Source organism: Xenorhabdus mauleonii (genome assembly GCF_900113945.1).
Taxonomy (GTDB): domain Bacteria; phylum Pseudomonadota; class Gammaproteobacteria; order Enterobacterales; family Enterobacteriaceae; genus Xenorhabdus; species Xenorhabdus mauleonii.
In genome coordinates this window covers 185,127-210,526 of sequence record NZ_FORG01000007.1, presented here as the reverse complement: position 1 = coordinate 210,526, position 25,400 = coordinate 185,127, and the positions used below count along the sequence as shown (strand labels likewise).

Genomic DNA, 25,400 nt, shown 5'->3' with positions numbered 1-25,400 from the left:
AATTACCCTACCTGTCGTGCGCCTTCGAGATCCAGACGGCAAATGTGTACAAAGCCTTCGTCATTTTGTACGTAATGTTGTTGCAGCCATTGTGCAACTTCTTTAGCTATGGTCATTTCGTTGCAAATGGCAAAAAGTGTCGGGCCTGAGCCGGAAATACTGCACGCCAGCGCGCCTAATTCTTTGACCGCATCACGGGCTTCGGCAAATCCGGGTAACAGCTGTGTGCGATAAGGTTCGGCGACCACATCTTTCATCAGTTCGGCAGCCAATTCTGACTGGCGGGTATGGCAGGCATGAATGAAACCTGCAAAATGGCGCCCGTGCTCGATGATATCGTTGCGGGAATAGTGTTTCGGCAAGATAGCCCGTGCTTCTGAAGTGGATACTTTGATACCGGGGTAAGCCATCACCCAAAGCCATTCATCAAATGAAGGGATTGACTGGCAAAGCGGTGTGTTCTGGGACAACAGCAATTGCAAGCCACCCAGATAGCAGGGGGCAACGTTATCATAGTGCACTCCGCCGGAAAGCCGTCCTTCCAGCTCCCCCATCATGAGCAGCAATTGATCGCGGTTAAACGGGCGGCCGGCATATTCATTGAGTGCCACCAAACCCGCAACGACGGAACAGGCGCTTGAACCCAATCCAGAACCAATGGGCATGTTTTTTTCCAAGGTTATGGCAACAGGAAGTTCTTTTCCCAGTTGCTGGCAAAAAAGCTGCCAGCATTGGTAGACAATATTCTGTTTGGGATCGGCAGGTAATTTGCCGACAAACCGTCCTTGATTATTCAGGCTGAAACTTTCAGCTTCATTGACGGAGACACAGTCTCCAAGCCATGTGCCATCAACGGGAGAAACTGCCGCGCCGAGCACATCAAATCCGACACCAACATTCCCGATAGAGGCAGGTGCATAAACCCTGATTGCCATTAAACCCCCAATTTCCATGACAGAGTACGTAATACATCAGCAAAGACGCCGGCTGCCGTCACGTCATTTCCAGCCCCATAACCACGCAGTACCAGCGGGATAGGTTGATAATAACGGGTATAGAAAGCCAGCGCATTTTCACCGTTTTTGACTTTATAAAGTGGATCGTTGCCATCAACAGCAACAATTTTCACAGTACAGCGCCCTTCTTCAATAAGACCAACATAGCGCAAAACTTTCCCCTGTGCTGCGGCATCGGCAACACGTTGAGTAAACGCCTGATCCAGTTGTGGCAAACGCTGCAAGAAGTCACTGACATCGCCGTTGTCATCGAATGATGCGGGAAGTACTGGCTCAACATGGATATCGTCTAACTCCAGTTCATAACCTGCTTCGCGCGCCAGAATCAATAACTTGCGGGCAACGTCCATGCCGGAAAGATCATCACGAGGATCAGGCTCCGTAAATCCTTTTTCTTTTGCCAGAAGAGTGGCTTGTGAAAGTGTCATGCCTTCGTCCAGCATCCCGAAGATATAGGAGAGTGAACCCGACAGGATCCCGCTGAACTGAACCAATTCATCCCCAGCATTGAGTAGGTTCTGCAAGTTTTCAATCACAGGTAAACCTGCACCGACGTTGGTGTCATACATGAATTTGCGCTTCGATTTTTCCGCTGCCTTACGGATTTGACGGTAATAATCCATCGACAGGGTATTGGCTTTTTTATTCGGTGTGACAACGTTAAAGCCATCGCTCAGGAAGCTGGCGTATTGTTCTGCAATCGCCTGATTCGAGGTACAGTCAACAATGACAGGATTCAGCAAATGGTACTCTTTTTCAAGGCGAATAAGGCGGCTCAGGCTAAAGGGTTCAGTTGCTTCGGACAGTGCCTGTTGCCAGTTATCCAGACTAATTCCCTGCATATCCGTCAATAAAGCCCGGGAATTGGCAATACCACAAACCCGCAGTTCAATGTGCTTTTGTTTAAGCCATGCTTGCTGGCGGCGGATCTGCTCTATTAATGCACTTCCTACGCCACCCACGCCCACAACGAAGACTTCAACAACCTGCGCGGTGTTGAACAGCATTTGGTGGCAGAGGCGAACAGCGGTCGTTGCCGCATCATTTTCAATGACGGCAGAGATGGAGCGTTCAGAAGAGCCTTGTGCTATGGCAATAATGTTGATGTTGGCACGTGTCAGTGCAGAGAAGAAACGGGCAGAAATGCCGCGCTGAGTGCGCATGCCGTCACCAACCACAGAAATGATGGCAAGGTTATTGATGACATCAATGGGATCCAGCACGCCGTCTTTCAATTCCAGATAAAACTCTTCTGTCAGTGCCTTCTGCGCTTTAACCAGCTCTTTTTGCGGGACACAGAAACTGATGCTGTATTCTGATGATGACTGTGTGATCAGCACGACAGAAATGCCTTTACGGGACATAACGGAGAATACCCGGGCTGCCATTCCGACCATCCCTTTCATCCCGGGGCCGGAAACGTTGATCATCGCCATGTGATCCAGATTGGTAATCCCCTTGATTGGCATACTTTCATCTTTTTGCCCGTTACCAATAAAAGTGCCCGGGGCATCAGGATTGGCTGTGTTTTTAATCAGGCAAGGGATCTGAAATTGGGCGATGGGGGCAATAGTGCGGGGATGAAGCACTTTTGCGCCAAAATAGGACAATTCCATCGCTTCTTGGTACGACATGCTTTTCAATAAGCGGGCATCTGCAACCGCCCTTGGATCACAAGTATAGACGCCATCGACATCAGTCCATATTTCGCAGCAATCGGCTCGCAGACATGCGGCCAGCACGGCGGCTGAATAATCAGAACCGTTACGTCCCAGTACCACAAGCTCGCCATTTTCATTGCCTGCGGTAAAGCCGGCCATCAAAATAATGTGATCAGCAGGAATGTTGAGTTCAGCAATGCGTTCGGAAGAAACATGGATATCGACGGTTGACTCAAGATAATGCCCATGCGCCAGCAAGTTTTTGACGGGATCAATGACAGTCACTTTATGGCCGCGAGCCTGCAACACGGCTTCCATGATGGCAATGGACAACTTTTCACCGCAACAAATCAGCGTTGCGTTAATGCTATCCGGGCACTGTTTCAGCAAGGAAACGCCGTGTAAGGTTTGCTTCAGATGAGCCAACTCCCGCTCGACAACGCCTTTCAGGCGCTCGTAATCGAATCCGGCTTGGTGTTCTTTCAATCCCGACAGCAAATCAGCAAAGATTTGGGTGGCATCGCTCATATGGGAAACAATATCTTGCCCATTCACTGTTTTTTCAATCATTGCCACAAGGTGGTTGGTAATTTTTGCCGGTGCAGACAGAACCAAAGCAACTTGCCCAAGTGACAACGCATTTTCGGCAATATCTGCAACACTCAGCATACGCTGGTGGTTTGCAACAGAAGTGCCCCCAAATTTCAGTACTCGCATTAACTTCCTCTCCTGATTTCTGTCCAAAAAAAAGCCCGTACCTTGTGGGATACGGGCTTGTTTTATTTTATATATACGCGTCAGCCCGCACCGTAACTCGTTGTTCCGGTGGTAATCGTAATTGTGGTTGTTGTAGCAACCGTTTTTTTCAGGCTGTTATGACGCATGGTTTCCTGTCTGCTTTTGATATGTTTGACCCCCTATTGGTTAAATTAATTGGTGGTCGATGTCAAATTTTTTTTATAGAGAACGTATAAAAAATAGTTTTTTTTCGTACTGCAATGAACCAAAATATAACAAAAAGGACAAATCATTATCTGGGTGCTTGGCTTATTTCCTAGTATTTAATTTTACAAAAAACATATTTTGTAATTATTTTGTCTTTATGATAAAAACATGCGCGTTTGGACACCTGCGCCTTAGCCCGTCTCTTCTGGCCTTCGGGTTGTCACGACGTTTTTTAACAAATTTTATTCAGATTAATAACAAAATATCTAGATTAAAATTAACAATTACAATTAATGTTAACGTGCTACAATTGATTTTGATATGTATCAACAAAAGTTAGTTTTTTTAGAAGGCATATGCATTACTAGCTGTTATATTGCTGTTAATAGACTAATATAGCACCTTGTTTAAATCGGGTTTTTTCAGGTATGTACCCTCCAAAAAAGCGACGCTGGCTTTTAGCGTAAAACATATCAAAACATTTATTTTGGGCATAAGCTGGTTTTCTGCACTCAGAACAAGATCAGCATATTTATCTTTTAATAATAACAGCTTATGTCATACAGATTCTGTTTTTTAGCGATTTTAGGTAGCAACCATGCAAACCCCGCACATTTTGATTGTTGAAGACGAAATTGTCACACGCAATACCCTTAAAAGCATTTTTGAAGCAGAAGGGTATGTCGTTTATGAAGCCACCGACGGTTCCGAAATGCACAACATTCTGTCAGATAACGATATCAATTTAGTGATTATGGATATTAATCTGCCAGGTAAAAATGGGCTGCTTCTTGCCCGTGAATTACGAGAGCAGGCTAATGTCGCTCTGATGTTCTTGACTGGCCGTGATAATGAAGTGGATAAGATCCTTGGCCTTGAAATAGGTGCTGACGATTACATCACTAAGCCCTTTAATCCACGTGAATTAACCATTCGCGCACGGAATTTGCTTTCACGGACAATGAATCTGAGCCACTCCGGTGAAGAACGTCGTCAGGTTGAAAGCTATAAATTCAACGGATGGGAATTGGATATCAATAGCCGTTCACTGGTTAGTCCAATGGGAGATCAATACAAACTGCCACGCAGTGAGTTCCGCGCCATGCTTCATTTCTGCGAGAATCCGGGGAAAATCCAGACTCGTGCAGAGTTGTTGAAGAAAATGACTGGCCGTGAACTGAAGCCTCACGATCGTACTGTTGATGTGACTATCCGTCGTATTCGTAAGCATTTTGAATCAACGCCAGATACGCCAGAAATTATTGCGACTATCCACGGTGAAGGTTACCGTTTCTGCGGTGATTTAGACGACTGATTGATGTCGCCGCCGGCACCGGAAATTGTCGGTATCGCAATAGAGATATAGCCGGAGCTGTTAAAAAAGCTCAGTCAAAAAGCCCCGTATGTTCAATGACATCAGGGCTTTTCTTCTTTTGTCTGCCTAATTTTTTCGCTTGTCTAATTTTCGTGTCTAAATGTAAACCACAAAAATGGCAAACGATATCCAACCACAAATTACCGCCTAATTGTAAACCAATCCAGAACGCTGTTGATTATTTCCACGGCATAATAGGTACAGCACTGATCGCATTCTTGGGTGAACCATCGATCACTTTGTCTGAATACGTCAAATAGATCAGCGAATTACGACTTTGATCGTAGAAGCGTACAACCTGAAGTTTTTTGAATACCAAAGAGGTACGTTTCTGGAAGACAACCTGCCCTTTCTTGGGGGATTTTTTGATTTTATCTGCCAGTTCGATCGGGCCGACTTGTTGGCAAGAGATGGCTGCGTCAGATGTATCTTCCGCTAACCCCAATCCTCCTTTGATCCCACCAGTCTTGGCCCTGCTCAAATAACAGGTAACATTTTTAACATCAGGATCATCAAAGGCTTCTATCACTATTTTGTTATCTGGGCCAAAAAGTTTGAACACGGTATCGACAGAGCCTATCTCTTCAGCATGCAAAACGACAGGAGAAAAGAGCAAGGCCGCTGCTATCACTATTTTCTTCATTGTTACCATATTTAGTCCACTTGAATTAAACAAATACAGTGAAAATATCTATCATTAACATATAATGCAACTAAATGTATTTAATTGGAATATTTCCACAGCGAATGTATCTATAATGAAACAGCAAAGTATGAAAAGTTGTAGCATTATAGCCTAACAAACATTCAAGACGAGTAAATTGTGGACACTAAATCACTTCTGCCAGCGATTCTGCTTTCTCAACTATCGTTCAAACAGACGCACTTCTTAGAGGATTGTAATGGTCATTAGAATGACATTCACTGTGCGTAAGAATAATTTAAATTTCTTACAATTCATGAAGTTAATTTATTCATAAATACAGAGCTTGACATTTTATTAGATCTGCTATTAATTTATTCCAAGTTTATTCTTGTTTAATTCAGTGTTAGCGAGTTGCATAACATAAAGCTAACAATAATAGTGATTTAAGTAAAATATTTTCGTGAGTGATTATTTGCTTGTGAATTAATTGCCGCTAAACAACCCTGGAAACGAAGTTTTTACCTTTTGGGGAAAGATAAATGTTGATCATCTAACAAGCTACACAACAGATGTATTCATGAAAATACTTTGATTTTCAACCTAACAAGTTTTTTCATATTTATATTATTTTCTTTTATGTCTTAATGACTTAGGGATATGTATGAACCAAACCAACATTATTCGAGATTTGCTACATTGGTTAGATAACAATCTAGATAGTCCATTGTCCCTTGATAACGTTGCTGCAAAATCTGGTTACTCTAAGTGGCACTTACAACGCATGTTCAAAGATGTGACTGGTCAGGCTATTGGCTCCTATATTCGTGCAAGACGATTATCCAGAGCTGCCATTGCCCTGCGTTTGACCAGCCGCTCTATTTTAGATATTGCTTTACAATATCGCTTTGATTCTCAACAGACTTTTACCAGAGCCTTCAAAAAACAGTTTAATCGAACGCCCGCTTCGTACCGCAGAAGTGAAGAGTGGTGTGCAACAGGCATATGCCCACCTATTTTGCTGGACAATAAGCCGTTGCCGGAACACAAATTCGTTACACTGGAAGATCAAACGCTTATTGGTACAGAGCATACTTGCAGCTTTATGCTGGGAGAATGGGCAGTGGCTGGCAAAGAGTTGAGACACGACTTTTGGGTTAATTATCTGGAAGAAGCCGAAGTATTGCCTCCCAGATTATATGGACTGCACCATACTATCCTCAATTCAGAAAACGAAGATGAGCATACTGTACTCTATACCACAGCCATAGAGCCGGAACACGCCACTTTTGAAACCAAGAAAAGTAATCCGGTTGTTTTGCCTGGCGGGAATTATATTTCGTTCAGTTACTTTGGTAACAACGAACAGTTACATGATTTTCTCTTCACAGTTTATGGGATCTGTTTACCTAAATTAAACATCACTCGCAGAAAGGGATACGATGTCGAGCGATACCACCTTACCAATCTTGAATGGAAAAACCCGAGGAATGAGTCTCAAACAGAACGGCATGTTTTGGAATTTGAGTATCTCATCCCCATTGAGTGTTAACCCTGTAATTCATCCAAAGCGGGCATATCCAAGTGTGTGATATCGCCCGCAGTCTCAATAATCCAGCCTGAAGCAAGCCACGGGCTATCCTGATAATCCACCCTCGATATAGAACAGTTTCTCAGTCGCAAGCGGCGCTCTGAATTGGCTGGCAGCCCCAGAATAGAACAGAGCAAACTCACCAGTGCCATACCATGACTCACCAATAATGGGCGGCTGCCTGCGGGCAGGGTAAGGCAATTTTCCAACGCTGCTCTCATACGAATTGACAACTCATTCATTGATTCACCTTCTGGGATCCGTCCATTTGGTGTACCATCGACAAGACTTTTACGCCAGCTTTCTTCTTCGGCTGTGAGAGAAGCCAGTTCGCGGTTTTCCAAAATACCCATATGTAATTCCCGCAAACGCGGTTCCAGAATTACCTTGCAACCACAAGCCTTAGCGATGATATCTGCTGTCTGGCGTGTTCGACCAAGGTCACTGGTAATAACATGGGTAATATTTTCAGATTTGACTCTTTGCGCAACTAGATGAGCCTGACGCTGTCCGTGCTCAGTCAAAGGACTGTCAGATTGCCCTTGAAGGCGGCGAGCTACGTTCCATTCGGTTTCACCATGACGAACAAGATAGACCTGTAACATATTTAATTTCCGTTATACTGCATCATGAAATAATTCAAAGGATAATTTATTTATTATGTACCACGTTATTGCAGCAACAACTAACCCTGCGAAAATAAAAGCGATTAGCCTTGCATTCGATGATGTTTTTGGCCCAGGCACTTACCGTATAGAAGATGTCAATGTAGACAGCAGTGTTCCTCAACAACCTATCGGTAATACGGAAACCCGCACAGGTGCTCGTCATCGGGTGATGGCTGCTCGCCAAGTCAGACCGGAAGCTGATTTCTGGGTTGGAGTCGAAGCTGGCATTGAAGATGACATGACGTTTGCCTGGATGGTTATTGAGCATAAGCAAATCAGAGGAGAATCGCGCTCCGCCAGTTTGATGCTGCCTGAAAAAGTCCTGGAAGGTATTCGGGAAGGACGTGAGCTTGGCCATGAAATGGCTTACGTGGCTGGCATTGATAATATTAAGCAAAAAGGTGGCGCAATCGGTTTTTTCACCAACGGCATTCTGACTCGCACCAGCGTTTACCATCAGGCTTTGATATTGGCTCTTGTTCCTATCCATCATGAAATTTACAAAGAATTAAATAACCAACCTTAACAGCACACTCAATGAAAAGCAGTTTGGGGTCATGATGAAATGACCCCAGTAACCATTTAATTAAGTCATTTAATTAAACTGTTCTTTTTGTCATTTAATAGCTGTTCTTCCAACCATGCTTTTACATGGGGGGGCGCGGCTTTTAAACTGTTTGAACCACGAGTAATGGTTGCAATACCCACACTTAGCTCGTTTTTCAATTCACGCTGGCTCATTTGCCCGCGCATTAGTTCTTGAATAATTCGAACACGGGTTGATAACGCCGTTCGTTCATCGGGAGTCAATAATAGCTGCAAAATAGAATGTTGCAAATTTTGTTCAAATGCTGTTTTCAACAATTCTACAAGCGCAAGCCAATCGTCCCCATTTTCCGGGGAGAGCGCCGGATCAATCAAATGATTTTGTGTTAGATTCTGTGTCATATAGTTAGCTGCCATACTATTTAACTAGTACGGCAGCATACCATATATCATATTTATTACATAAATTAATAACGCTTCTGCCATTCACTTTCAGTTAGTATGTTTGTCATTTTGCCCATAAAGTTGTTGTAGAACACATTGTAGGCAAGGACATTTTTGACATAAGAGCGCGTTTCAGCAAAAGGAATGCTCTCAATAAAAGCGATTGCATCAATGTTCCCGGCAGAATTTGTCAGCCAGCGGTTAACGTTTGTTGGGCCGGCGTTATAAGCGGCACTGGCAAGAATGCGGTTGTTGTCGAAACGTTGGTAAATCGAATCCAGATAAGCCGTACCTATTTTAATGTTCATGACAGGATTCATCAGTTGGTTGCTGCCGGCATAACCCTGGATTTTTTGGCTCTTTACTGTATGTTCGGCTGTTTTGGGCATAAGTTGCATTAATCCGCTGGCTCCTTTGGGAGAACGGGCCTCCGGATTCCAAGCGCTTTCCTGACGGGCAATTGCCATTGCATAGCTGGGTGAGATTTCTTTGTCCGACGTAAAATGGGCAAATTCGGTGTGCCATGCCAGTGGAAAACGCTCTTCAAGATGATCCCACATTTTGCCCGTAATGGTGGCTTGTACACTAAGCGCAGGCCAGTGCTGCTCAAATGCGTAACGCGCCAACTGTTCCTGCTTCAAGCGGCTTTGTGATGACACCAATCGAACCCATTCTGAGCGGGCTAAATCATCCAGATGCCAATGCAATAACTCACGGATACGCTGGATTTCCGGCATATTGGCAAGCGAAGGCTCAGGCTTTTCTGATTTGTTGATAATCAGGGGATAGGGAACCTGTAGTTTCTGGGCGGCAACCATGGGATAAAAACCACGCTTCTCAGTCAGCTTACGCAGTATCGTATCCCCTTTGGTATTTTTGCCCTGTTTAAACAGAATGACAGCACGCCAGTATTGCCATTCATCTTGTTGCAAAATTTCTTTCGGCAGCAGTGATAACCACTCTTCAAGACCGGTATAGTCATCATCTCTCAGCGCCAGACGAGCACGTCGCTCAAGCAATTTAGTTGAATGGGAATCCCGGATGCTTGCATCCCGCCATTTTGCCTGCTCTGGTGTGATATCTCCCATTAATTGCCATACAACGAGGTCTTTTAATTTTTGTACCTCAGCGTCATTCATTTTCTGTGCGCGAGCAAGTACAGGAATACTCATTCTGGCAAGCTCTGCATTTCCGCGGACAAAACGGGAAAACGCATTGATGACGACTGAACGGGTGAAGTCTGTTGGCGCTGTCGTTGTGGCAAATTGTTCAACTAATTTCGGATCTTGTTGCAGCTTGATTACATCAGCCCCTAAATTGTGGTAATCCAGAGGCAGGCGCTTGGCGAGATAGCTGACGAGCGCGGCGTTATTTTCCTTCATTGCCAGCTCGAGACGCTGCAAAATTAAATTTGCCGATAAATAGCCATTTTGTTCCCAGACATCGAATAGCTTATTGCAGTTTGTCGGCAATGAATTGCCGTTCAACCAAATCTCTTCGGCACCTTTCCATGCGACTTGCTGATTTCCTGTCGCCCATTGGGCAAAATAATAATTGCAGCGTTCCGCAATCGCAGTCGGCGGATTGGGGCTGAAAGCCAAAAGGCCATGCCAGTCGCCGTCATTGGTGAGCTGATTGATAAACCGGCTAGCCAAAGATCGCGCGGGCGGCAGGGTCGGATGAGTATTAATAAATTGCTGAACTTGCTGCGGAGTGGCAACGGGCAAATCTTGAACTAATTGACGATATTCAAGATAAGGGTAAAGAGGATAATTTTTCAGGGTCGGCATCAAGCGTTCGACCTCGGCCATGTTTTTGGCATCCCACGCTTGTTTTATCTCTTGATACCTTTGGCGCTGCGCATCGAGAGAATCAGCACGGGCCATTCCAGCAACCACTGAAACCATGCTCGCAGCCATCGCAAAATGCTGCCACTTACTTATTGCCACATACCCCTCCAGAAGACTACTATCGATGTTCAATCGCGCAATATTCAAACGCGATGCTCAAACGAACAGAACCCAAAATGAACAGCGCTAAAATGCGCAATGCATAATTACACAACACTCAGGCTGTTTGCCTGAGTGTTGTGTAATTATAAGCATATTATCTGCGTGATTTATTACAACTTAGCTAATTTCAATCGCATGACTTGAAAAAGGTCTGCTCAATGCATCACAAACTCTTCTTTCAAGGAATCGGAAAAAGAAGGATTAATCCATTTGTATTCCATTCACCAGTGAATACAATCGGCAATCTGGAACGGGATACCGTTTATAAACTGGTGTTCTACACATACCCAATGAATTTCAAGATTCAGCCGACAACGCTGCAACTTGAAAGGCGACGGATATAGAATGATTTTTACCGTTTGCGTGCATAGTTGGTTTGAACATAGCTGGTTTGGATATAATCCTAATCAGGTAACAACACGGTACGTAGAATTTAGGATAGAATACGCCATCCAAGCCTTATAAACGCAAATGAATTAAAAATTCACTTAATAATCAAAAGGTAAAGTACTTTGGCTCAATATGTTTATAGTATGCATCGGGTTGGCAAAATCGTTCCCCCGAAAAGGCATATTCTGAAAAATATTTCTCTGAGTTTTTTCCCGGGAGCAAAAATAGGCGTTCTTGGCCTCAATGGTGCGGGTAAATCGACGTTATTGCGCATCATGGCAGGCATTGATAAAGATATTGAAGGTGAAGCTCGCCCACAACCGGGAATTAAAATCGGTTACTTGCCACAGGAGCCTAAGCTCAATTTGGAGCATACGGTTCGTGAAGCTGTGGAAGAAGCGGTTAGCGAAGTTAAAAATGCCCTGACGCGCCTTGATGAAGTTTATGCAGCTTACGCGGATCCTGATGCGGATTTTGATAAGTTGGCAAAAGAGCAGGGAGAGCTGGAAGCGATTATTCAATCCCATGACGGGCATAATTTGGATAATCAGCTTGAAAGAGCGGCCGATGCCCTTCGCCTGCCGAGCTGGGATGCTAAAATTGAACACCTGTCTGGTGGTGAGCGTCGTCGTGTTGCTATCTGCCGCTTGCTGCTGGAAAAACCAGACATGCTGTTGCTTGATGAGCCTACCAACCACCTTGATGCTGAATCTGTTGCTTGGCTGGAGCGCTTCCTGCACGACTATGAAGGCACTGTGGTTGCGATTACCCATGACCGTTACTTCCTTGATAACGTAGCTGGCTGGATTCTGGAACTTGACCGTGGTGAAGGCATTCCATGGGAAGGAAATTACTCTTCATGGCTGGAGCAGAAAGATGAGCGTCTGGCACAAGAAGCTGCATCAGAAGCCGCCCGTCGTAAATCCATTGAGAAAGAACTTGAGTGGGTTCGCCAAAATCCGAAAGGACGTCAGGCAAAAGGTAAAGCGCGTTTGGCTCGTTTTGAAGAACTCAATAGCGTTGAGTATCAGAAACGTAATGAGACCAGTGAATTGTTCATTCCGCCTGGCCCACGTCTGGGTGACAAAGTGCTGGAAGTGAGCAACTTGACCAAGTCTTATGGCGACCGCGTTCTGATCGATGATCTGAGTTTCTCCCTGCCAAAAGGGGCGATTGTTGGGATCATCGGGCCGAATGGCGCGGGTAAATCCACACTGTTCCGTATGCTGTCCGGTCAGGAACAACCTGATTCTGGCTCTATTACATTGGGTGAAACCGTTAAACTGGCTTCCGTTGATCAGTTCCGTGATAGCATGGACGATAGCAAAACCGTTTGGGAAGAAGTTTCGGGCGGCCAAGACATCATGCGTATCGGCAACTTTGAGATTCCAAGCCGTGCTTACGTCGGGCGCTTTAACTTCAAAGGCGTTGATCAAGGCAAGCGCGTGGGTGAATTGTCTGGTGGTGAGCGCGGCCGTCTGCATTTATCCAAACTGCTGCAAGTTGGCGGCAACATGCTACTGCTTGATGAACCAACCAACGATCTGGATATTGAAACGCTGCGAGCGCTGGAAAACGCCCTGCTGGAATTCCCGGGTTGTGCAATGGTTATTTCCCATGACCGTTGGTTCCTTGACCGTATCGCAACACACATCATTGATTATCAGGATGAAGGTAAAGTTTCCTTCTTTGAGGGTAACTTCAGCGAATACGAAGATTATAAAAAGCGGACAATGGGCGCTGAAGCACTACAGCCTCACCGTATCAAATATAAAAAGATCAGCAAATAAGTTGATAAAAAAACGGCCTGCTATCAGGCCGTTTTTTCGTCGTTATGGTCATCATCATATGACCATATTAGCGATGACTACACGAGCACTCTCTGTTCCAGAAAAGATTCATAAGTTTTCACCGCTTTCCCGCGTGCTAAAGTGATAACGCTGTCTGCATGTTGCATCAGGCGCTTATCTTGGGAAGCAATCACAACTGTGCCTTTCTGTTCATGTGCAATAAATTTAAGGATATTCATGAGCGTCTGAAACGCTTGATGATCTAAGTTATGTGTTGGATCATCGGCAAATAAATATTCAGGTCTTCTGACAATGGCTTTTGCTATCGCAGCCAATTGTTTCTCGTTTTCAGACAACTCCCCTGGGTAATAACGGCTTTTATTGCCTAATTTCACAATATCTAACGACTTCTGTGCGATCTTTTCAGCTTGCTCGCGAGAAAGTGATAATCCATGTGAAGTTGATAATAACAAGTTATCTAACAGTGTAAGCTCACTGAATAAGTTGAATCCCGGGAAAATAAAACCACTATTTTCTGAGTGAAACTGTTCTAATTCTACCTCATTCATTAGTTTCAACTTGTTATTATTAATTAATACATCTCCTTGATCTGGTTGTAACATACCCGACGCAATCGACAGCATAGTGCGGTTTGTCGACGCCTTCGGCCCTGTTATCAAAGTAATTTCACCTGGTATAATAGAAAATGTGATATCTGAAATCATTTCATGATTAACTGTAGTATCAGTTAAACCATATGAAATATTGATAACTTCAATCGATTTAAATTGATTTAAGTTCATATTCTCAACACAATTAGGTTAAAAGATTAAAACTTTTTCCTTAACATATGCTGTCTAAATTCCTTCGCAATAACACTAATATCCATATTGTATTGTGCGAGTAAAAATAGTTTATATATGAAATATCTTCGCCCGGTATATAAGCCATCTTATGTCAATTATTATTTACAACGACCATATAATAAACGAGATATTTCTTAGTCTTAGAATAAAAAAACAAATAATATTAATTAATTACGTATAAGGTAAAGACTAAGTTAAATAAAAATAGTATAAAAACTTCTATCTTTATCTAATATAATAATAAGGAAAAAAGTCATTATATATTTCATTAATGTTTTAATGTTATCTTTTCATTGCCTCCATTGTTGTAATAAGCCTAAAATCTATGTGGATTAATTAATAACTAATAAATTTTATATAAATAAATCAATAGGTCTGTTCATTAAATGACTTATTTCCCTACAATTCAAGTCAAAACAGTAATGTTTAAGCATCAAAAAATATTATTATCACAATTTATTTTATTACTATTGTAAAAATAACCGCACTAAACATTCAATTAAATGTTAATGCGGAATAAATAGGCAGAAATAAATGTTTCCATGGAAAATAAATCATTATCAATTAATTGAGATAATAATATAAGATTTATCTATAAAACAGATAAATCTTAGCTACTCCATTAACATTTTTTGCACTAATTCAACACAGCTTAAAAAGCGTTGATCATAATCAGATGAATTGACGCAAATATAATCGATATTATTTTTCATTAACAAGCTTTCGAGTAATAACTGGAATTCTTTGCGATCCCGTTCACTGCCTAAACTTCTTAAGCCATCAGCGACCCAAGGAGTGTTGTTTTCTAAAAGAATAACTAAATCAAAGCGGTATTCGTCTATCAGGGCCTGAACAAAAGGATGCTCTTTTCCTTCATAGCGTTTGCAAAAGGCTTGTGTTGTCACGAAATCGGTGTCAATAAAAGCCACTTTATTGGCATATTTAACTGAAAAATCAATATATTGAGCATGGCCTAATGCAATTTTATCATAGTCAGAATATTGCAAGGCTCTTTCATCTCCGCCCAACTGGGAAAATACATATTCACGGCCGTATTCCCAGGCGCTGGTTGTGTTGAACATATTGGCTAGTTTATTGACCAGCGTTGATTTACCACTCGATTCCCCGCCAAGAATAGCGACAGTACGCACAAAAAAGGGCTTCACTTCGGTTGGGATATACTCCCAATAATGGAAAGGAGCCTGACGGATTTGGCTGCCACTGATGTTCATAAATGAGCGCTGCGGGTCGATAAGAACGGTTTCGATGTCGAAGTATTCTTTATAATGAGCGGCATCTTGTGCTTCACTGGAATAGATATATTTCGGATTCATGCCTTTTTCCGCCATGAAGGTTTTTATGCCTTGGCTCCATGTTTTCCAACCATTGGGGTAAGGTTCCATTCCGTGTTCGTCAAATGCATGGATAATTATATTTTTCTGATATTTAAACGTTTGCAGTAACCATCTCAAGCGATCGCTTACTGTCGGTTGCTGGGACATGGAACTGTTGATGAACAGCTCACGATCGCGCAATTCATCATAACAAAGAACAACATGTAATTCGTCAACCTGACTGGATGCACGTTGGATCAAATAAATATGACCTGTATGCAATGGGTAAAATTTACCAAACACAACACCGACGGTTTTCTTTTCCATGGGATAGGCTAATCCTAAATATTGATGGAGAGATGCAAGTTTCTGTGCGCTGGGGCTTTTTATTTTGTCGTTAATGAGCTGGCTTAAATAGCCTTTTGTCATACCATTCGCATCAGCAACTTGTTGTAATGTGTAACCCGCTTGTTTGATCGCTTCTTTTAAGTAGTCAAACTGCTTCATAAAACCCCCTCTTGTTTAATATACTAAACAAAATAGCATGATTGTTATGAAAGGTAAAAATATAAAGAAAACAAATAGCACATTATCAAGCCAATCATTAATTGATTTGAGTATGGAGACGCATGCATTTTGTTAGATTGTTTTTTAATCGTTATAAAAATGAATATATAACTGATTGCGGTTTAAAATATTGATAGGGTTTTGCAAAAATAAATTGAAATAAAAAGGGAAAGCCGAAGAAGTTAAATAATATAATCTATGACGTTAAGTGATTTATTATTTGCCTGTATCATTTGGAGTGATGATAGCAGGCAAATAATAATGCATACCTAATGGGTTCTGTATGTCGGCCGTTTATGGGCGAAGTGGTTAGTCATTAAGATCTTCCAGAACTGATAAAGCATCAGACAACTTTTTCACGCCGAATACTTTCATATTGGGTAAATCTTTTTTCGGCATATTTGCGTATGGAACAATAGCCCGTTTAAAACCATGCTTGGCCGCTTCTGAAATACGTTCCTGACCGCTGGGAACCGGGCGAATTTCTCCTGCCAGACCGACTTCACCAAATACCACTAAATCTTTGGGCAGGGGCCTGTCACGGAAACTGGACACCAAAGAGAGCAATAAAGCGAGATCGGCACTTGTCTCTGTTACTTTTACTCCGCCCACGACATTGACGAAAACATCTTGGTCAGCCATTTGCAGACCGCCGTGTCGATGCAGGACAGCGAGCAAAATAGCCAGCCTGTTTTGTTCAAGCCCCACGGCTACCCGGCGTGGATTTGACATCATGGAATGATCGACCAGAGCCTGAATTTCCACCAGCAAAGGGCGAGTGCCTTCCCAGACAATCATAACGGAGCTGCCTGAGGTAATCTCATCCCCACGGCTCAGGAAGATAGCGGAAGGATTGCTGACTTCCCGCAACCCCTGTTCGGTCATTGCAAATACGCCCAGTTCATTTACCGCACCAAAGCGGTTTTTGTGGCTGCGCAGGGTACGAAAGCGGGAGTCTGCTTCGCCGTCCAGCATTACTGAGCAGTCTATACAGTGTTCGAGCACTTTGGGGCCGGCCAGAGAGCCATCTTTTGTCACGTGCCCGACCATAATAATGGCAACACCACGGGTTTTGGCAAAACGGGTCAGGTAAGCGGCGGTTTCCCTTACCTGAGCCACACTACCCGGTGAGGATTGAATGTCCGCCATGTGCATAACCTGAATTGAGTCAATAACCATCAGTTTTGGCTGTTCTTGCTCTGCTGTCAGGCAAATTTGCTCAATGCTGGTTTCTGACAGCATATTCAGTTGATCGGTCGGCAAACCCAGCCGATATGCCCGCATCGCCACTTGTTGTAATGATTCTTCCCCCGTCACATACAGGGTTTTCATCTGTGTCGATAGTTGGCACATAGTTTGTAACAGCAGGGTACTTTTCCCGGCTCCCGGGTTACCGCCAATCAAAATAGCACTGCCGGGAACCACGCCGCCGCCGAGAACGCGGTCAAACTCTTTGAATCCAGTGGAAAAGCGGGGCAATTCTTCCAAACTGATATCAGACAGTTTCTGGACTTTACTGATGCCGGTATCTCCGGCATAACCGCTGAAACGTTCATTGCGGGAAGATGGCGCTGCGGCCAAACGTACTTCTGTAATAGTATTCCATGCGTGGCATGCGGTACATTGCCCCTGCCAGCGGGGATAATCCGCGCCACATTCGTTACAGACAAATGCCCGTTTTGCTGCTTTTGCCACTTTGCTCTCCCTTAATATGGTTACTCTTGGCTGTTTTTTAGCCTTTCAAGGTAAAACTTAACACTTATTAGGGGTTTTCCCTTCAGCCTTTTAAGTTATGACCTCGTTGGTGATACTTCATTTAACACTTATTGGGTATCTGATTAACGCTCTTCGTGCTTCAGGCCGCCACTCAAAACACATAAAACGCCCATTAAATCTGCATGACGGATGGCAACCTTGGCCTGCGCATAAACTTTGGGTTTAGCATGATAGGCGATACCCAATCCGGCCTTGCGGATCATTTTCAGGTCATTGGCGCCATCACCAATAGCGATGGTCTGGCTTAATGGAATACCCAACTCTTTTGCCAGCCTTATCAATGTGGTTGCTTTACATTTTGCATCGACAATCGGCCCTTTGACTTTACCCGTCAATTTGCCATCTTTTACCTCAAGTTGATTAGCCACTGCGGCATAAAGGCGTAATCGCTGGCGGAGATTATCGGAGAAGAACGTGAATCCCCCAGACGCAATTGCCACATGCCAATCCAATGATTGCAACTTGCGCACAAGGCTGGTCAGCCCCGGCATCAAAGGAAGTGTATCCATCACGTGCTGCAAGATAGAGATATCAGCGCCTTTCAGTTGGGCAACCCGCGCATGCAGGCTCTCTGAAAAATCCAGTTCACCGAGCATGGCGCGCTCAGTGATTTCAGCTACTTTATCGCCAACTCCTGCCAGACGAGCAATTTCGTCGATACATTCTATCTGGATAGCGGTTGAATCCATATCCATCACCAAAAGGCCGGGGGAACGCAAACGCGGGATCTGCCCCAAGGGCACAACATCGAGCTGGAAATCATCGGCCAGCCGTTTGATGCGTGGTGAAAGACTGCCGGCGATACGGACAACTTGGTAATCATCAATGCGCCATGAAGACACAATGACCATAGCTGCGCCGAGGCGGTGTTGGAAATTGCTGATGCGTTGCTTATCCAAGCCACGGCCATATAACAACCAGCCACTGTCCCCGGCTCGGTAATCCAGCGGCATGACTTCATCGCCGCTGAGAGATAATGGTAATCCCGGCCATTTATGGATCTCATCCGGTAAGTAACGATAGGCCAGATTATTTGACATGAATATCGACTCCTGTAATTCCATACAATTTTGGGCAGGCAAAAAACGCTTTTCAAACTATCCTATCAATACCGCATCTGGCAACATGTGCTTTCCGAACATGGGATGGGATAACTATGATCAAAGCAAAACTAAAGTTTCGGCTGCACAAGACGGCGATTATTTTAATATGCATAGCTCTGCTGGTATTGCTGATGCAGGGCGTTTCGTATTTCAGCCGCTCCCAGCAACAGGCCCACATGGATCAGTTTGAGGATCTGGCTAAGACATTGGCAAAGCAGGTTGCATTCAGCTTGTCTGATTATATGGAGAATGGTAGCAAAGATCTTAATAATAAAAAGATTGTCGCGAATCTGAATTACTTGACGAGCGCAAGCCGCATTTTGGATGCCAGTGTTTATCTGGAAAATGGAACACAGATTGCACGAAGTGGTGAGCCGGTTTCTGTTCGTGAGCGGTTATCATTGGAAGGAAAAAAATCCAGTGGCTACTTTAACCAACAAATCGTTGTCCCTATACCGGGAAAAGACCATCCGAAAGGTTTCCTTCGTCTGACACTGGATACCCACAGATTGGCAACGGAGGCAAAGCAGGTTGATAACACCACGAACTTACTCCGGATTATGCTGCTGTTATCATTGGCGATTGGTTTTATTCTGGCTCATAACTTGCTGCAATTGTCGCCCAGCCGCTGGCAACAGTCACCTTACCTTTTGACTGCGAATACTAAATCACCAGACGAAGAAGACGGGAACAACAACTCTGCCCGTTAGCCGATCTTTATATCAAGCCGGAATTTATCTCAGCCTATCACCGCAAAAGTGAGTGATAGGCTGAAAACATTTTTTGATGCTTTTTAAGATTTAAAGCGCCCAATGAAGCAATGGCACCCATAAATCAAATCTTTTCAGGAACCGTTTTCCCATAATACCGTTTAAAACAAATGGAATAGACCAAAGCGTATAGCAGTGCAATCACAATAGCGCCATAAAGCACGACGGAGCTGTGTGAAATGGCAACGTTCACAAATGGAAGTTTGTTGAAACGGAAAATGTACATATGAAACGTTATTGCCATCACGGTGAACAGTATTCCCGCCGCATTGTGATGGATATGGCTCGATATCAGGAGCCGCTTTATTATGAGAAAGAAAGGAATAAGCATCAATAAAGAAATAACTATGTAAATCATTATCACTTCCTTAAGTTTAACTCGGATTTTTAATGAGGCAGAGATACTGATTGTTGTCATGCTTAAGCCGAAAATGACGTCATGGCAATCCCATAATTGGCTTATAAATAGAAATTTTTTCAGTATCTGACCATCTGGTTTTTTAGTTATTTAACTAGATGAAGTAAGCCTACATCATGAAGAATATATAAATAGTAAATATAGTTATTATTGGAAAAGTCGATTTTGTTTATAAATTATTATGTTTTAGAGGCATTATTTTTGCGGGGAGAAATTATGTGTGAAATAGAAAATCATGTATGAAAGTGAAAATGCGCAAATAGAGCACGCTGGGACAGGTTACATGACCTGAACTCTGCCGGAACACAGAATTCAGGTCAGTTGAAATGAATTAGATGAATGGATATTAATCCTGATATTTTCTCAGACAAAGTCATGTTGTGTTTGTTCTTTAACCAGTCCGTTGTTTCCGTTAATCATTTTGTAACCAATTTTATGACGTTTCTTTTAAAGAAAGTTTGTTTCGGTCGATGATGTTTTAAAATTGAGCGCCTTAAAGTTGATTGTAAGTGTCAGGATTTGGGCCTATCCGCTTACCGATATCTAATTCAGCCATAGCCGTTAAATCTTCTTTTTCTAACCTAAAATCAAACACATCAAAATTCTCTTTAATGCGGGAAGGAGTAACTGATTTAGGAATAGCAATCATGCCGCGTTCAAGATGCCAGCGAATGACAATCTGCGCTGGCGTCTTATCGTGTTTAATCGCCAGTTGTTCAACGAGTGAAGAATTAAAAACACCTTTCCCCCCTCGTGATAATGGGCTCCAGGATTCCGTTGTAATATGGTGGGTGGCATTCCATGAATGAAGCTGCCGCTGTTGTAACAAAGGATGCAATTCAATTTGATTGATTGCAGGGGTTACGCCCGTTTCTGTGATCAATTTCTGCAAGTGTTCAATATGAAAATTACAAACACCGATACTGCGGCTCAATCCAGCCTCTTTCAGCTCGATCAGTTGCTTCCAGGCCTCAACATAATGATCCTGTTCGGGTACAGGCCATTGAATGAGATAGAGATCAACATAGTCTAGCTGTAGCCTATCCAAACTTTCCTGTAATGCTGTTTTTGCATCCAGATGGCGATCATTCCAGAGCTTGGTGGTGATAAAAATTTCTTCACGTGGTATATCGCTCTCTTTCAGTGCCTTCCCGACACCTTCTTCATTATGATAAATTGCTGCTGTATCAATGGAACGATAGCCTACTTCTAATGCGGTGTGGATAGCTCCAACAACCTGCTCATTATTCGCTTTCCAAACCCCCAGCCCCAGTTGAGGCATGTGGTTATCGTCAACGAGTTTAATAATTGTCTGCAGACCCATTCTTACCTCCTCAGGTTTAAGTTTTCAGATGGACGCCTCATAAATCCGCTTACTGATATCAAGCGTAATATCCTGATGTTCACCGAGAGAAACTAAACCTTGTTGTTCTAATTTATTAACCATGGCCGGAATAGAACTGCCATCAAGCTGATAATCAGAAAGGTGGGTTTTTATGCCCAAACTTTCAAAAAACTGACGAGTGGCATAGATGGCCTTATCAATTCTTTCGTCTTCAGAGCCCTCTGTTAAATTCCAAACACGCTCTGCGTATTGCAGAAGCTTATCGTGTTTTACATCGCGTTTTTCCTGCAAAAGTTGCGGCAAAATAATCGCCAGTGTCTGGGCATGATCTAAACCGTGAAATGCGGTTAGTTGGTGAGCCAGCATATGGGTCGCCCAATCTTGCGGCACACCAGCACCTAAAACGCCATTCAGTGCTTGAGTGGCGCTCCACATGATATTGGCACGGACGTCATAATTTTCAGGCTCTTCCAGCGCCTTTGGCCCTTCTTCAAGTAACGTCATCAATAAGCCTTCAGCGTAACGATCTTGTACTTTTGCATTGACAGGGTAAGTCAGGTATTGCTCCAACGTATGGACAAAAGCATCCACAATGCCGTTGGCGACTTGTCTTGGAGGCAGGGAAAACGCGGCAGCAGGATCGAGGATGGCGACTTGGGGATAAACAAAAGGAGAAGCAAAATGGAGTTTGTCATCGGTTTCACGACGGCTGATGACAGAAATATTATTCGTTTCTGAACCTGTTGCGGGCAATGTCAGTACACAAGAAAACGGGATGGCTGAAGTGATATGGGCACCGCCGCTTGTCATGATTTCCCATGGATCTGCACCAGGATACTTCGCTGCCGCAGCGATGAATTTGGTGCCATCAATGACAGAACCGCCCCCAACGGCCAGTAGATAATCAATCTTGTTCTGATGAATGTATTCGACGGCCTTGATAAGGGTTTCATAAGCGGGATTGGGTTCAATTCCTCCGAACAATTCAACGGAATAACCCTCCAATGCGGCATGGACTTGAGAAAGGACACCATTATGTTTAATGCTGCCGCCGCCATAAATTAACAATATTTTTGCATCTTTGGGGATTTCATTGCTTAGCTGGGCAATTTGCCCTTTGCCAAAAATGACTTTAGTGGGTGTGTGTAGAGTAAAGTTTTGCATAAAAACCGCCTTTACTTGCAGTATCGTATAACCCGTGGCGATACTATTGAAACTGTTTTTTATTGTATTTTCATGATTTATTATTTATTAAAATTACTTAATTAAGTGAGTGGCCCATTCCGTTAAGAATATACATTTCGTTAAGAATATAAGTTATACAGCAGGTGGAATAGCGCTGTATTTAATCCTCAGTCAGTAATAATACCAGTTGGAATGGGCTGGGCGTTTAAATTTTTCGTAATGAAAAGAAAATTTTCTTTTGTATAAGATGAATTAAATGATAAGGATATTTACTTAGTTTTTTTGAGTAATTTTTTCTTGTGACGCCAGTACATCAGCAAGGAAGCAGACAAGCCACTGATCAACAGAATGACGGGTAAAATGAGCAAAATATTCATGACCAGCTCCTGATGAGCCTTGATAAATGGGATCTGGTTCAGGATATAGCCAAAACCCACCACAATAATGACCCATAAAAAGCCACTTAACCAGTTAAAAAACTGAAAGCGTTTATTATTTAGACCAGAAATACCGGCAAAGGTTGGTAACAAAGTGCGGACAAATGCTAAGAAACGACCAATAAGAAGGGCAGATAAGCCGTGTTTGGCGAACAGCAGATTGGTTTTTTGTCGATAATGCAAAGGAAGTTGGGCAAGCCAGTTTTTGACAATATGGGTATGGCCGAGCCAGCGCCCTTGCAAATAACTCAACCAACATCCCAGGCTGGCAGCGATGGACAGCAGGACAACGGTGGGAATAAAGCTCATGACACCTTTGGCTATCAAGGCGCCAGACAATAACAATAGCGTATCTCCGGGTAAAAAAGCAGTAGGCAACAGTCCATTTTCCAGCAAAATCGTGGCAAAGAGGACTCCATAAATAACCCAGATGAAATCCGGATTGGCGAGTTGGTTAAAATCATGATGCCAGAGCGCATGCACGATCTCGCTTAACGTTTCCATTGTTTATCCTGTAATTTTGGCAAGTAAACTAATTAACAAAAGATCCTTTTCAGTGTAACCCATAACAGGGAGATCGGAGTTGATTTGATCAGCATACGGGACAGAAAAAGGCAAAAAACTGCGGTTGTTTGTCATTGGTGGATGATCAACATGGAGTGGTAAGCATGAGCCAGAAATTCGGCAGCACGTTTCAGCGTACCCAAAATGCCGTAATCCCTCACTCCATTTCCTTTGGAATGAGGGGAATATTAGCGATGTGATGATTGCCGCTGGTGGTTTAATGGCAGTGGAAATAGGGATAATAGTGTAACTGTACTATACGCGTCGTACTTCAAGGTGCATGTATCATCATCCCGCGACGCGGGATGATGATACGTTGCTTCCTGAAACTTGGAGTTAATAGGCTATAACCACTTATTTTAGCCGTGCGATCCATGCCACCATAAGGATCGCTACCGCAGCAATACCGGTAGCCACGTAGCCGATACTGCCCAGACCCCATTGTGAGATTGCTACCCCGCCAATGATTGCCCCTAATCCTGTCCCTGCATTAGCAGCAGAAACGTTCAAAGTACCTGCCAGCGCTTGGGCGCGCGATGCGGATTTCATGACACGTATCTGACAGATGGGAAATAATGCGGTGTAAGCAATTCCCCACATTGCCAAAGAGATCCCAAGCAGTAACGAAGAACCCGCCAGCGGTACACTCAAGCTCATTCCTATACCTAACAGCAATGTGAATATCACCGTGGCTCTTAGTGGATTGCTATCAACAAATCGACCACCGAGCCAGTTTCCGATCAAGCCAATGGCACCAAAACCCATCAGCCACCATCCGACATATGCCGTCTGAACTCCGGCAATGCGCTCTAATGTATTGGCTAAATAAGTGTAAGCCGTGAACATTGCGGTAAAAACAACAACAGAGAGCACGAGGTTCGCGACAAATCGCCGATCTTTTAGAATCCGTATTTGTTCCTTAATTTTTATCTTCTCCGGCCGTGCAACAACGGGCATGAAGACAAACATGAGAATTGCCATCAAAAGTGACAGGCCGGCCAAGCCCCAGAATGTGCTTCGCCAACCAACGGAATCGGATGCAAGTGTGCCCAGTGGAATACCAAAAAGCAGCGCTGCTGAAATGCCCAAATAAACTTGTGAAACCGCTCTGCCTGCACGTTTGGGGCCGACAATTTGCCCGGCTGTTTCGCTGGCGGTTCCCCAAAATACAGGGAGCATCAAGGCAGGAATAAAACGGGCGATAGCAAGTATCCAAATATTTTGGGCAACTGCGGCTAGCGCATTGGAAGCTGAAAATATCAGCAAAATGACGATAAATAAGCGCTTGCGGCTAGATGTGCCAGAGGCGTTTGGTCGTCTACATGTGTTGCCGCTACTTTTACAGTTCACGGAACAGCATCCCCATTTATTGCCCCACGTATCATTTACCGATCGTTTTGTTGATTTACAGGATGAGGGAATTGATGTGGCGGTACGCATTGGGGGAGCGGAATATTGGCCGGCTTCTTTGGGGCATAGCTATCTTGGCTGCGAACGCATGATTTTTTGTGCCTCGCCCGATTATTTAGCAAAACGCGGTGTACCCACATCGATAAATGAGTTGGTATCCCATGATTCTGTGCTCTATGGTAAGGCTGATGGGAGTACAACCCCTTGGTTGATTTTGAATAATACCGGGTTGGTTGAACGTAAAACAATGGAAGGGCGCATTATTGTTGGCAGCGGAGAAGCAAAAGTTAGTGCCGTCAAGGCTGGATATGGCATAGCACAATTAGCGACATGGTTGGTACGTGATGATATCAAGCGAGGTGATTTAGTGATGATTTTGCCTGAGCTAATCACCGATGGCTTGCCGCTTCATTTAATGTGGCCGATTGGAAGGCAATTATTGCCAAAGGTGAGTGGCATATTGGCGTTTCTGAGAAAAGAGTTGCGAATTAACTAGATACATTATCCACAACTCGTATCATTTTCAGAATCATCTTTAATGAGC

20 protein-coding genes and 1 other annotated feature are annotated in these 25,400 nt (G+C 43.6%); of the genes, 6 read left to right on the top strand and 14 right to left on the bottom strand.

Annotated elements, in window-relative coordinates; all coding sequences use genetic code 11:
* Positions 1–2 precede the first annotated feature (2 nt).
* Positions 3–953 (bottom strand): homoserine kinase, encoded by a 951-nt coding sequence (thrB, locus tag BM100_RS09645; protein ID WP_092510325.1) that lies wholly within the window; start codon positions 951–953, stop codon positions 3–5.
* A complete protein-coding gene (gene thrA, locus BM100_RS09640; protein WP_092510323.1) occupies positions 935–3,394 on the bottom strand; it encodes a bifunctional aspartate kinase/homoserine dehydrogenase I in 2,460 nt (819 codons plus the stop codon). Before thrA ends, thrB begins: the two co-directional genes overlap by 19 nt.
* A 24-nt stretch (positions 3,395–3,418) precedes the next feature.
* Positions 3,419–3,537 (bottom strand) — a sequence feature (Thr leader region).
* A 683-nt stretch (positions 3,538–4,220) separates the two neighbouring features.
* On the opposite strand from thrA, the gene arcA reads away from it, so the two are divergent.
* A complete protein-coding gene (gene arcA / locus BM100_RS09635; protein ID WP_092510321.1) occupies positions 4,221–4,937 on the top strand; it encodes a two-component system response regulator ArcA in 717 nt (238 codons plus the stop codon).
* A 238-nt stretch (positions 4,938–5,175) separates the two neighbouring features.
* Here the strand turns inward: arcA and creA are convergent, their stop codons facing one another.
* A complete protein-coding gene (gene creA / locus BM100_RS09630; protein ID WP_092510319.1) occupies positions 5,176–5,649 on the bottom strand; it encodes a protein CreA in 474 nt (157 codons plus the stop codon).
* Positions 5,650–6,304: 655 nt separating this feature from the next.
* Here creA and robA point away from each other — a divergent pair.
* On the top strand, positions 6,305–7,192 hold the full coding sequence (robA, locus tag BM100_RS09625; protein ID WP_092510317.1) for an MDR efflux pump AcrAB transcriptional activator RobA: 888 nt from the start codon (positions 6,305–6,307) through the stop codon (positions 7,190–7,192).
* Here robA and gpmB read toward each other — a convergent pair.
* Positions 7,189–7,836 carry a 2,3-diphosphoglycerate-dependent phosphoglycerate mutase GpmB gene (gene gpmB, locus BM100_RS09620; RefSeq protein WP_092510315.1) on the bottom strand — a complete coding sequence of 216 codons (648 nt, stop codon included), beginning with the start codon at positions 7,834–7,836 and terminating at the stop codon, positions 7,189–7,191. The genes robA and gpmB overlap by 4 nt on opposite strands.
* A 55-nt stretch (positions 7,837–7,891) precedes the next feature.
* Between gpmB and yjjX the strand changes: the two genes are divergently transcribed.
* Entirely contained in the window at positions 7,892–8,425 is a 534-nt protein-coding gene (yjjX, locus tag BM100_RS09615; RefSeq protein WP_092510313.1) for an inosine/xanthosine triphosphatase, read from the top strand.
* Between the two features lie 65 nt (positions 8,426–8,490).
* Here the strand turns inward: yjjX and trpR are convergent, their stop codons facing one another.
* Together trpR and sltY are read right to left on the bottom strand one after the other, a co-directional pair.
* Positions 8,491–8,847, bottom strand: a complete 357-nt coding sequence (trpR, locus tag BM100_RS09610; RefSeq protein ID WP_092510311.1) for a trp operon repressor — start codon at positions 8,845–8,847, stop codon at positions 8,491–8,493.
* A gap of 65 nt (positions 8,848–8,912) precedes the next feature.
* The gene (gene sltY, locus BM100_RS09605) at positions 8,913–10,832 is read right to left on the bottom strand and encodes a murein transglycosylase (protein ID WP_092510397.1); all 1,920 of its coding nucleotides are present in this window, start codon (positions 10,830–10,832) and stop codon (positions 8,913–8,915) included.
* 581 nt (positions 10,833–11,413) lie between these two features.
* Between sltY and ettA the strand changes: the two genes are divergently transcribed.
* Positions 11,414–13,081: an energy-dependent translational throttle protein EttA gene (ettA, locus tag BM100_RS09600; RefSeq protein WP_092510309.1), complete on the top strand. Its 1,668-nt coding sequence runs from the start codon at positions 11,414–11,416 to the stop codon at positions 13,079–13,081.
* Positions 13,082–13,158: 77 nt separating this feature from the next.
* Here ettA and BM100_RS09595 read toward each other — a convergent pair whose 3' ends face one another.
* From BM100_RS09595 to serB, 4 genes are all read right to left on the bottom strand, one after another.
* Positions 13,159–13,884, bottom strand: a complete 726-nt coding sequence (locus tag BM100_RS09595) for an ATP-binding cassette domain-containing protein (protein ID WP_092510307.1) — start codon at positions 13,882–13,884, stop codon at positions 13,159–13,161.
* A 677-nt stretch (positions 13,885–14,561) separates the two neighbouring features.
* Positions 14,562–15,788 (bottom strand): multifunctional transcriptional regulator/nicotinamide-nucleotide adenylyltransferase/ribosylnicotinamide kinase NadR, encoded by a 1,227-nt coding sequence (gene nadR / locus BM100_RS09590; protein ID WP_092510305.1) that lies wholly within the window; start codon positions 15,786–15,788, stop codon positions 14,562–14,564.
* A 369-nt stretch (positions 15,789–16,157) separates the two neighbouring features.
* Positions 16,158–17,543, bottom strand: a complete 1,386-nt coding sequence (radA, locus tag BM100_RS09585) for a DNA repair protein RadA (protein WP_092510303.1) — start codon at positions 17,541–17,543, stop codon at positions 16,158–16,160.
* A 143-nt stretch (positions 17,544–17,686) separates the two neighbouring features.
* Entirely contained in the window at positions 17,687–18,664 is a 978-nt protein-coding gene (serB, locus tag BM100_RS09580) for a phosphoserine phosphatase (RefSeq protein ID WP_092510301.1), read from the bottom strand.
* 116 nt (positions 18,665–18,780) lie between these two features.
* Here serB and BM100_RS09575 point away from each other — a divergent pair, with 116 nt between their 5' ends.
* Positions 18,781–19,437 carry a YtjB family periplasmic protein gene (locus BM100_RS09575; protein ID WP_092510299.1) on the top strand — a complete coding sequence of 219 codons (657 nt, stop codon included), beginning with the start codon at positions 18,781–18,783 and terminating at the stop codon, positions 19,435–19,437.
* Positions 19,438–20,408: 971 nt separating this feature from the next.
* On the opposite strand, the gene dkgA is transcribed toward BM100_RS09575, so the two are convergent.
* From dkgA to BM100_RS09550, 4 genes are all read right to left on the bottom strand, one after another.
* Positions 20,409–21,239 carry a 2,5-didehydrogluconate reductase DkgA gene (gene dkgA / locus BM100_RS09565; RefSeq protein ID WP_092510295.1) on the bottom strand — a complete coding sequence of 277 codons (831 nt, stop codon included), beginning with the start codon at positions 21,237–21,239 and terminating at the stop codon, positions 20,409–20,411.
* Between the two features lie 24 nt (positions 21,240–21,263).
* A complete protein-coding gene (gene yqhD / locus BM100_RS09560) occupies positions 21,264–22,424 on the bottom strand; it encodes an alcohol dehydrogenase (protein ID WP_092510293.1) in 1,161 nt (386 codons plus the stop codon).
* A 290-nt stretch (positions 22,425–22,714) separates the two neighbouring features.
* Positions 22,715–23,386, bottom strand: coding sequence for a DedA family protein (locus BM100_RS09555; RefSeq protein WP_092510291.1), 672 nt, complete (start codon positions 23,384–23,386; stop codon positions 22,715–22,717).
* Between the two features lie 414 nt (positions 23,387–23,800).
* Positions 23,801–24,712 carry an MFS transporter gene (locus tag BM100_RS09550; RefSeq protein ID WP_211284493.1) on the bottom strand — a complete coding sequence of 304 codons (912 nt, stop codon included), beginning with the start codon at positions 24,710–24,712 and terminating at the stop codon, positions 23,801–23,803.
* Between the two features lies 1 nt (position 24,713).
* Here BM100_RS09550 and BM100_RS09545 point away from each other — a divergent pair, with 1 nt between their 5' ends.
* On the top strand, positions 24,714–25,352 hold the full coding sequence (locus BM100_RS09545) for a LysR substrate-binding domain-containing protein (RefSeq protein WP_211284494.1): 639 nt from the start codon (positions 24,714–24,716) through the stop codon (positions 25,350–25,352).
* The last annotated feature ends 48 nt before the right edge of the window (positions 25,353–25,400 follow it).

What these genes read in the sequence shown, in the direction of transcription:
- thrB (WP_092510325.1), bottom strand. Translation starts at nt 953, where the DNA reads ATGGAAATTGGGGGTTTAATGGCAATCAGGGTTTATGCACCTGCCTCT.
- thrA (WP_092510323.1), bottom strand. Translation starts at nt 3,394, where the DNA reads ATGCGAGTACTGAAATTTGGGGGCACTTCTGTTGCAAACCACCAGCGT.
- arcA (WP_092510321.1), top strand. Translation starts at nt 4,221, where the DNA reads ATGCAAACCCCGCACATTTTGATTGTTGAAGACGAAATTGTCACACGC.
- creA (WP_092510319.1), bottom strand. Translation starts at nt 5,649, where the DNA reads ATGGTAACAATGAAGAAAATAGTGATAGCAGCGGCCTTGCTCTTTTCT.
- robA (WP_092510317.1), top strand. Translation starts at nt 6,305, where the DNA reads ATGAACCAAACCAACATTATTCGAGATTTGCTACATTGGTTAGATAAC.
- gpmB (WP_092510315.1), bottom strand. Translation starts at nt 7,836, where the DNA reads ATGTTACAGGTCTATCTTGTTCGTCATGGTGAAACCGAATGGAACGTA.
- yjjX (WP_092510313.1), top strand. Translation starts at nt 7,892, where the DNA reads ATGTACCACGTTATTGCAGCAACAACTAACCCTGCGAAAATAAAAGCG.
- trpR (WP_092510311.1), bottom strand. Translation starts at nt 8,847, where the DNA reads ATGACACAGAATCTAACACAAAATCATTTGATTGATCCGGCGCTCTCC.
- BM100_RS09595 (WP_092510307.1), bottom strand. Translation starts at nt 13,884, where the DNA reads ATGAACTTAAATCAATTTAAATCGATTGAAGTTATCAATATTTCATAT.
- nadR (WP_092510305.1), bottom strand. Translation starts at nt 15,788, where the DNA reads ATGAAGCAGTTTGACTACTTAAAAGAAGCGATCAAACAAGCGGGTTAC.
- serB (WP_092510301.1), bottom strand. Translation starts at nt 18,664, where the DNA reads ATGTCAAATAATCTGGCCTATCGTTACTTACCGGATGAGATCCATAAA.
- BM100_RS09575 (WP_092510299.1), top strand. Translation starts at nt 18,781, where the DNA reads ATGATCAAAGCAAAACTAAAGTTTCGGCTGCACAAGACGGCGATTATT.
- dkgA (WP_092510295.1), bottom strand. Translation starts at nt 21,239, where the DNA reads ATGGGTCTGCAGACAATTATTAAACTCGTTGACGATAACCACATGCCT.
- yqhD (WP_092510293.1), bottom strand. Translation starts at nt 22,424, where the DNA reads ATGCAAAACTTTACTCTACACACACCCACTAAAGTCATTTTTGGCAAA.
- BM100_RS09555 (WP_092510291.1), bottom strand. Translation starts at nt 23,386, where the DNA reads ATGGAAACGTTAAGCGAGATCGTGCATGCGCTCTGGCATCATGATTTT.
- BM100_RS09545 (WP_211284494.1), top strand. Translation starts at nt 24,714, where the DNA reads ATGACGATAAATAAGCGCTTGCGGCTAGATGTGCCAGAGGCGTTTGGT.